Raw genomic sequence first — 1,934 nt, 5'->3', positions numbered from 1 at the left:
TAGAGGGAGTTAAGGTTACTAAAAAAACTTTAAAATTTTCCTTCGAAACATTTGGTCAGAAAGAAATAAATAATTACTTTTGCAACCGCAAATAGAGAGCAGAACGACAGAAAAGATTCTCTATGATATGCGGAAAGAAAAAAGATCATTGACATACAATATAACAACCAAGTAAGGAAAAAACTAAAGCGTAAAAAAACTTTGAGTGGGTCAGGAAAAACATACAATGGAGAGTTTGATCCTGGCTCAGGATGAACGCTAGCGGGAGGCCTAACACATGCAAGCCGAGCGGTAGAGATTCTTCGGAATCTTGAGAGCGGCGCACGGGTGCGGAACACGTGTGCAACCTGCCTTTATCAGGGGAATAGCCTTTCGAAAGGAAGATTAATGCCCCATAATATATTTTCTGGCATCAGAAGATATTGAAAACTCCGGTGGATAAAGATGGGCACGCGCAGGATTAGATAGTTGGTAGGGTAACGGCCTACCAAGTCAACGATCCTTAGGGGGCCTGAGAGGGTGATCCCCCACACTGGTACTGAGACACGGACCAGACTCCTACGGGAGGCAGCAGTGAGGAATATTGGACAATGGGTGAGAGCCTGATCCAGCCATCCCGCGTGAAGGACGACGGCCCTATGGGTTGTAAACTTCTTTTGTACAGGGATAAACCTTTCCACGTGTGGGAAGCTGAAGGTACTGTACGAATAAGCACCGGCTAACTCCGTGCCAGCAGCCGCGGTAATACGGAGGGTGCAAGCGTTATCCGGATTTATTGGGTTTAAAGGGTCCGTAGGCGGACTCGTAAGTCAGTGGTGAAATCTCACAGCTTAACTGTGAAACTGCCATTGATACTGCGGGTCTTGAGTGTTGTTGAAGTAGCTGGAATAAGTAGTGTAGCGGTGAAATGCATAGATATTACTTAGAACACCAATTGCGAAGGCAGGTTACTAAGCAACAACTGACGCTGATGGACGAAAGCGTGGGGAGCGAACAGGATTAGATACCCTGGTAGTCCACGCCGTAAACGATGCTAACTCGTTTTTGGGTCTTTAAGATTCAGAGACTAAGCGAAAGTGATAAGTTAGCCACCTGGGGAGTACGTTCGCAAGAATGAAACTCAAAGGAATTGACGGGGGCCCGCACAAGCGGTGGATTATGTGGTTTAATTCGATGATACGCGAGGAACCTTACCAAGGCTTAAATGGGAATTGATTGGTTTAGAAATAGACCGTCCTTCGGGCAATTTTCAAGGTGCTGCATGGTTGTCGTCAGCTCGTGCCGTGAGGTGTTAGGTTAAGTCCTGCAACGAGCGCAACCCCTGTCACTAGTTGCCATCATTCAGTTGGGGACTCTAGTGAGACTGCCTACGCAAGTAGAGAGGAAGGTGGGGATGACGTCAAATCATCACGGCCCTTACGCCTTGGGCCACACACGTAATACAATGGCCGGTACAGAGGGCAGCTACACAGCGATGTGATGCAAATCTCGAAAGCCGGTCTCAGTTCGGATTGGAGTCTGCAACTCGACTCTATGAAGCTGGAATCGCTAGTAATCGCGCATCAGCCATGGCGCGGTGAATACGTTCCCGGGCCTTGTACACACCGCCCGTCAAGCCATGGAAGTCTGGGGTACCTGAAGTCGGTGACCGTAACAGGAGCTGCCTAGGGTAAAACAGGTAACTAGGGCTAAGTCGTAACAAGGTAGCCGTACCGGAAGGTGCGGCTGGAACATCTCATTTTAGAGCGTTGAAGAACGTTAAACAAAATTAGTACAGCAATGTACATTGATTCTGCTTAAAGTAAAGCTTTAGTTTTTTATTTGGTTGATATATATTATAAAAATACAAAACCCACTAGAAATTAGTATCAGGGAACGAGAGACAAGAGATTGAAAGACAAGAGATATGAGACGAATAAAGAGTCTCGGGTCTC

At 46.7% G+C, this 1,934-nt stretch carries 1 rRNA gene; it reads left to right on the top strand.

Annotated elements, in window-relative coordinates:
• The first annotated feature begins 223 nt into the window (after window positions 1–223).
• Window positions 224–1,741, top strand: a 16S ribosomal RNA gene (locus J4Q03_RS21280).
• The last annotated feature ends 193 nt before the right edge of the window (window positions 1,742–1,934 follow it).

It is taken from the genome of Chryseobacterium sp. NFX27, assembly GCF_049887855.1.
Classification (GTDB): Bacteria; Bacteroidota; Bacteroidia; order Flavobacteriales; family Weeksellaceae; genus Chryseobacterium.
Note: the sequence above shows the minus strand (reverse complement) of the source record. Positions and strands in the feature narration are given on the sequence as shown.